The organism is Rhizomicrobium sp. (assembly GCF_056722145.1).
In genome coordinates this window covers 1-5,018 of record NZ_JBWZET010000351.1, presented here as the reverse complement: position 1 = coordinate 5,018, position 5,018 = coordinate 1, and the positions used below count along the sequence as shown (strand labels likewise).

General features: G+C 61.8%; 4 protein-coding genes. 2 read left to right on the top strand and 2 right to left on the bottom strand.

Going from position 1 to position 5,018, the window contains the following annotated elements:
- Positions 1–146 precede the first annotated feature (146 nt).
- Both AC1P6P_RS18585 and uxuA read left to right on the top strand, forming a co-directional pair.
- The gene (locus tag AC1P6P_RS18585; RefSeq protein WP_481403936.1) at positions 147–1,460 is read left to right on the top strand and encodes a hypothetical protein; all 1,314 of its coding nucleotides are present in this window, start codon (positions 147–149) and stop codon (positions 1,458–1,460) included.
- A gap of 84 nt (positions 1,461–1,544) precedes the next feature.
- Positions 1,545–2,597, top strand: a complete 1,053-nt coding sequence (uxuA, locus tag AC1P6P_RS18580; protein WP_481403935.1) for a mannonate dehydratase — start codon at positions 1,545–1,547, stop codon at positions 2,595–2,597.
- A 180-nt stretch (positions 2,598–2,777) separates the two neighbouring features.
- Here the strand turns inward: uxuA and AC1P6P_RS18575 are convergent, their stop codons facing one another.
- Together AC1P6P_RS18575 and AC1P6P_RS18570 are read right to left on the bottom strand one after the other, a co-directional pair.
- Positions 2,778–3,458, bottom strand: a complete 681-nt coding sequence (locus tag AC1P6P_RS18575) for an HAD family hydrolase (RefSeq protein ID WP_481403934.1) — start codon at positions 3,456–3,458, stop codon at positions 2,778–2,780.
- A gap of 53 nt (positions 3,459–3,511) precedes the next feature.
- On the bottom strand, positions 3,512–4,636 hold the full coding sequence (locus AC1P6P_RS18570; RefSeq protein ID WP_481403933.1) for a right-handed parallel beta-helix repeat-containing protein: 1,125 nt from the start codon (positions 4,634–4,636) through the stop codon (positions 3,512–3,514).
- Positions 4,637–5,018 lie beyond the last annotated feature (382 nt).

Here is a 5,018-nt window from a genome sequence, read left to right as displayed (position 1 = left end):
GGTGGATGGACCGGATATTATGGAAAACCAGGCCCCATCGTCATGCTCCAGGGATGGATCGAGTTCCAAGCCGCAAAGCGTGGCGTCGCCCTCCTGACAGGAGGCACAAATGTGTGAATCCGGTAGCTAGACCGGGGGAGGGGGACATGCAGCAGGTACGGCTGAGCGCGCTGGCGCTCATGATCGGGTTGGTTGCGCCATCCGCGGCGGCGAAGGATCAGTTTCCGCCGCCTCAGGCCGAGATTTGCGGCGCGACCCACATCATCGACAAGGACAAACTGACCAAGGTGCTGTATCGCAAGTTTCCCGTCAGCGCCGAGGCGTTTGAACCCTCGAACGATCCGGCGCTGGTGCAATTCTCGCCGGCACGGCAGATCTTCGCGGGCGCACCTTTGGCCGATCCCGCGGCCTGCAGGAATTGCAGCGCCCCCGACAGGGACTATCTTTACGCCATCAGGGGCTACATGGCGGGCCTTCTGCACGGCAATGAACGGGCGGTTTATGCGCCCACCGCCGAAGTCGATCCGTCGATCTTTTTTCGCGGTCCCAACGAACAGAACGCCATCCGCTGCGTGGCGCAATCCACTCCGCCGGCCGCGGTGCCGGCCGCGGTCGCCGAGAAAAAGAGCAAGTCGGGGTCGCCGGTCCGGGTGCGCGGCAAACCGGAGGACCTCTATATCGATCGAAGTGACAAGACCGCGTTTGCGTCGTCGAGCAAGGCGATGTTCGACATCTCGCGCGACAATGTCGCGAAAAAAGCCGTGTACAAAATCGTCGTCGGCGCCGGCTACGCTTTCGAGGTGCCGCTGCCGCCCGATGTGTCGGACCTTCCGCTCGACCTCATTCCGTATTTCGGCATGAACTACATCATTACGACCGTCGATGCCGGAAGCAGCGCCAAGCCGAGCGTCAATAAGTCCGTCGATGTCGGCATCTTGTTCAACGCCTATCTGTTCTGCAAGGCGGACTTGGCGTGCGGCCATCGGCTGTCGCTGCGGCCGGATTATCTGTTCAACCCCGTCGACGACAGCCAGCTCGCTTCCGGGCAGCTCATCTACACGCCCGTCGTCAATAGCTGGTTGAACAGCTTCGGGCCCCTTCCGGGAAACTTCGCGTCCTTCAAATTCATCCTCAACCTGCGCGACGACAATGGCTTCTACACCGACCGCGGCAACGCGACGGTGGCGGCGAGCCACCAGGATTTCGTCCGCCTCGGCGGCCAGGCCGGACTGTCGATCGTGAGCGACAATCCGGCGATTCCGGTCACGGCGACGACATCGTACATCCGCGTCCATCCGGTCTTGGGCGTGACCGAGGTGGGGTATTTCGCCAATACGCTGACCTGGTTTCTCGATCCCGACAAATTTTTCGGCATCACGTTGAGCTATTCCAACGGCACGCGAGAAGACACGGTGGTGCGCGAAAGTCAGTGGGAAATTGCGTTGAGCGGGCATTTCTGAGCCGCCAGCGACGCGATTGTCCCTTGAGTCGCGGCGGGCTTTTTGCCTAAGTGGTAGCGGTCACACGCACAAAGGGCTCCGCCCATGAAAATGTCCTTCCGCTGGTATGGCGACAGCGATCCCGTTTCGCTCGAATACATCCGCCAGATTCCGGGCATGCACGGCATCGTCTCGGCGGTCTACGACGTGCCGGTGGGCGAGGTGTGGCCGGTGGAAAACATCCGCGCCCTGAAGCAGAAGATCGAGGCCAAGGGCCTCGCCTTCGAGGTGATCGAAAGCGTGCCGGTGCACGAGGACATCAAGCTCGGCCGCCCCACCGCCAAACGGCTGATCGAGAATTATGCCCAGACGCTGAAGAACCTCGGCGAATGCGGGCTGAAGGTCGTCTGCTACAATTTCATGCCGGTGTTCGACTGGACCCGCACCATCCTCGACATGAAGCTGGCCGACGGTTCGTCGGCGCTGGCGTTCGACGTCGACGTCGTGAACAAGATCGACGTTTCGCAAGGCATCGACCTGCCGGGCTGGGACGCCTCCTACAAGCCGGACGAGCTGAAGGCGCTACTCGACGAGTATAAATCCATCGACGAAGAGACGCTGTGGGCCAATCTGACGGCGTTTTTGCAGGGCGTGGTCCCGGCGGCGGACGCGGCCGGCATCAAGATGGCGATTCATCCCGACGATCCGCCGCGCCCGATCTTCGGCCTGCCGCGCATCGTCAAGGATGTGCACGATCTGCGCCGGCTGCTCGCGATCGTCGATGTGCCGGCCAACGGCTTGACGCTGTGCTCGGGCTCGCTTGGCGCCGACCTCAAGAACAACATTGTCGAGCTGGTGAAGGAATTTTCGGCGCAGGGCCGCATCCACTTCGCCCACATCCGCAACGTGAAAGTAGACGCCAAGGGCAATTTCAACGAGACGGCGCACAAGTCCGATTGCGGCTCGCTCGACATCGGCGCCATCGTCAAAGCCTATTACGACACCGGCTTCACCGGCTACGTCCGTCCCGACCACGGCCGCATGATCTGGGGCGAAACCGGCAAGCCCGGCTACGGCCTGTACGATCGCGCCCTGGGGGCGGTGTACCTCAACGGCTTGTGGGAAGGCATCGCCAAAGGCGAAGGCAAGCCGGTGTAGAGCAACGGACATTCAGACGACAACACATCTTTCCTCCCCCGCGCTGTTGCACTCGCAACGTTGTCGCATTCTGGACACCGCGGGGGAGGAAAGAGATGTAATGACCTCGTCATAACGCTTGTTTGTCTAACTTCAGCGTGACGGAGACGCGAAAAGGGGGGGCTGGCGACGGCGCCCTTTTTATGTGCGCGACATCAGGAAATCCTCGCGGCCAAACTGCAGCAAATCGGCGATGTGCGTGATGGAGAGGTCGGCGGCGGGGTATTCGGTCAGGATGTGCATGTCGGTGGCGTAGTGGCCCTGGCGCGGGAACACCGTCGTGACGCGCTCGCCCCAATACTGCTTGATCGCCGCCAGAAGCCGCAACTTGTCGTCGATCATCACATAGTGGCGCGCCGGAAACAGGCGTTCGACGTGCGCCAGCTCGTCCTCCTTGTGGATGTAGATCAGGATGCGGCGCTGGAACAGGTCCGATAGTCCGGCGCGCTGCACCTTGCGCGGTTGGAACACGGCGTCGCCGTCGGAGACGATCGCGGTCGTGCCCCATTGCGCGACATGGCGCACCGCCTCCACCGCGCCGGGGAACAGGCGCTCCCGGAACGGATAATCGATCAGCCAGTTCGCCATTCTGAGGATGCGCGGATCGTGCAGGTATTTGACGCGATAGCGCTCCAGCGCGCCGAGATAATCGGCATACCCCAGTTCGCGCCGCAGCTCCTCGAACAACAGCCAATAGCAATCGTGGGCATAAGCGCCGTGCTCGCGGGTGAGATAATCGGAAAGGTCCTGGGTAATGCGGTCGTTGTCGACGAGGGTGTTGTCGACGTCGAACAGGAAGGCAATGTCGTCAGTCTCGGCCATGGCGCCCATGCTAGCAAAGCTGGGCGCCACGCCAACCATCTCGCCAGGGAAGCTTATTCGCGCCTGCTCTTGCCGAAGAAGCCGAGGCCGACGAGGAAGGTGAGGAAGAGCGCCAGCGTAGTCGGCTCGGGCACGCTGGTGGCGGCACCGAAGCTGCCGGCCATGGCGCCGAACCGGGCCGGCGCGAGGTCGGCGGACGCGGTCAGGCGCAGCGCCGATTGCGCGGCGGACACGGTGCCGGGGCCGTTCAGCGTCTTGGTGGCGTAGCCTTTCAGCACGTTGCCCGCGAGCTGCAGCGCCGAACTGCCGGTGCTGTTCCACACGAACGACTGGGTCTTGGAAAAATCGTTCTGGAAAGTGTTGTTGGCGATCAGCATGGTGCCGGCGGGATTGGTGGCGCCTTCTTCGCCAAGCGCGATTGCGGTCATCGAATTCGACGACTTCGGACCTTTTTCCAGCGTGTTGCCGGTGATCGTCACCTTGCCGCCGTTGGGCACGTCGATGAGATAGGACGAGGTGCCGTTCGCCGTGTCCTGGATCGTGTTGCCGACCACAACCGTTTCGTTGGCGCGAGACTTGATGTGGTGGCCGGCCTGGGTGTCGGTGAAGGTGGAATTCTCCACATCCAGCTTGGCGATGTGGCCGGCATAGATGGCGTGGGCGCAACCGCTCGACGACACGCAGCTGCCGTTCTTGTCGAAGGTCGAATTCGTCACCGTCAGCGTGCTTTTGGTGTTGGCGTCGGTGAGGATGCCGTCCTGATTGCCGGTGAATTGCGCATTCAGCACCGTCAGATTGGTGCCCTGCATACGGATGCCGGCGCCGTTGCCCGAGGTGGAGGTGGCGCCCTGGAAGGTGATGTTCTTGATCGTGGTGTTGGTGCCGGAAATCACCAACAGGCCCTTGTCGCCGTAAACCTTGCCGGTGATCACCGGCGGCGTCGTGCCGATGCCCTGGATCAGAAGGTTCGACTTGGTGATGTTCGCGGCCGCATAGGTGCCGGGATTGATGTTGATCGTGTCGCCGGGGTTGGCCTTGTCAACCGCCGACTGGATCGTCTTGTAATAGGCGGTCGGTCCGACGACGAAGGTGGTGGCGGCGCGCGCGGCGTGCGGCAGGATCGCGAACGCGAAGGTCACGGCGGCGGCGGTACGCAACAAGGCGGCGATGTTCGGCATGGTTTTCATCCCTGGGCTCTTGGGATGAAGCCTGAAAGGAATGATTAACCGCCGCCATTCCGGGAAACCCGGATGCGTCAAGAGAGCATGGGAATGCTCCGTACGCAGACAAGCCGCGCGTCACGCCGCCGCGCGATTGATCGAGATCAGTTTCTTCGCCCCTTGTGGGAGAGGACGCAAAATCTTGTGCTTAGCGGCGTGCACGATCGGTTGCGCCCGCACACTTCGCCGCTAAACACTAGATTTTGCTGGTGAGGGGATTGTGCGCGTGTCCCCCTCACCTGAAAAATCATCGGAGTTAGCGCTGCGCGACTCTATTCCGTTCGCAGGATTGTGCGGCGCAGCGCTAACATCGTGATTTTTCTTCCTCTCCCACAAGGGG

What these genes read in the sequence shown, in the direction of transcription:
- AC1P6P_RS18585 (WP_481403936.1), top strand. Translation starts at nt 147, where the DNA reads ATGCAGCAGGTACGGCTGAGCGCGCTGGCGCTCATGATCGGGTTGGTT.
- uxuA (WP_481403935.1), top strand. Translation starts at nt 1,545, where the DNA reads ATGAAAATGTCCTTCCGCTGGTATGGCGACAGCGATCCCGTTTCGCTC.
- AC1P6P_RS18575 (WP_481403934.1), bottom strand. Translation starts at nt 3,458, where the DNA reads ATGGCCGAGACTGACGACATTGCCTTCCTGTTCGACGTCGACAACACC.
- AC1P6P_RS18570 (WP_481403933.1), bottom strand. Translation starts at nt 4,636, where the DNA reads ATGCCGAACATCGCCGCCTTGTTGCGTACCGCCGCCGCCGTGACCTTC.